Below are 461 nucleotides of genomic sequence, written 5' to 3' on the forward strand. Positions count from 1 at the left end.
GAACGCGCGGCGCTGGCCGAACGCCGCGCGGCCGTCCTCGCCCAGCGCAACCGGCTCGCCCGCGAGCTGCACGACTCGATCGGGCACACGCTCACGACGTCGACGATCCAGGCGGCGGCCGCGGCCGAGCTGGTCGAAGCCGACCCGGCCCAGGTGCGGCGCGCACTCGGCACGATCGAAGAAGCCTCGCGAAGCGCGCTGGAGGACCTCGACCACGTGCTGGGCCTGCTTCGCGAGGAACCCGCGGCGAAGGAGCCGCAGCGCACGCTGGCCGAAGTCGACGTCCTCGCCGTGCGCGCCCGCGAAGCCGGGCTCGACGTGCGGCTGGCCGTGACGGGGCCGGTCGCCGCGCTGCCCGCCGCGGTGTCGCGGGAGGGCTACCGGATCGTCCAGGAGGGACTTACGAACGCGCTGCGCCACGCCGGTCCCGGCGCGGTGGACGTCCGGGTCGAGGCCGGGCC

Annotated in this window: 1 protein-coding gene; it reads left to right on the plus strand. The window is 76.4% G+C overall.

Going from position 1 to position 461, the window contains the following annotated elements; all coding sequences use genetic code 11:
* Positions 1 to 461: sensor histidine kinase (locus G3I65_RS01375; RefSeq protein WP_239070199.1), on the plus strand; the 461-nt coding region annotated here is incomplete at both ends.

Origin of the sequence: Amycolatopsis sp. SID8362, assembly GCF_010550475.1 — a bacterium.
Taxonomy (GTDB): Bacteria; Actinomycetota; Actinomycetes; order Mycobacteriales; family Pseudonocardiaceae; genus Amycolatopsis; species Amycolatopsis eburnea.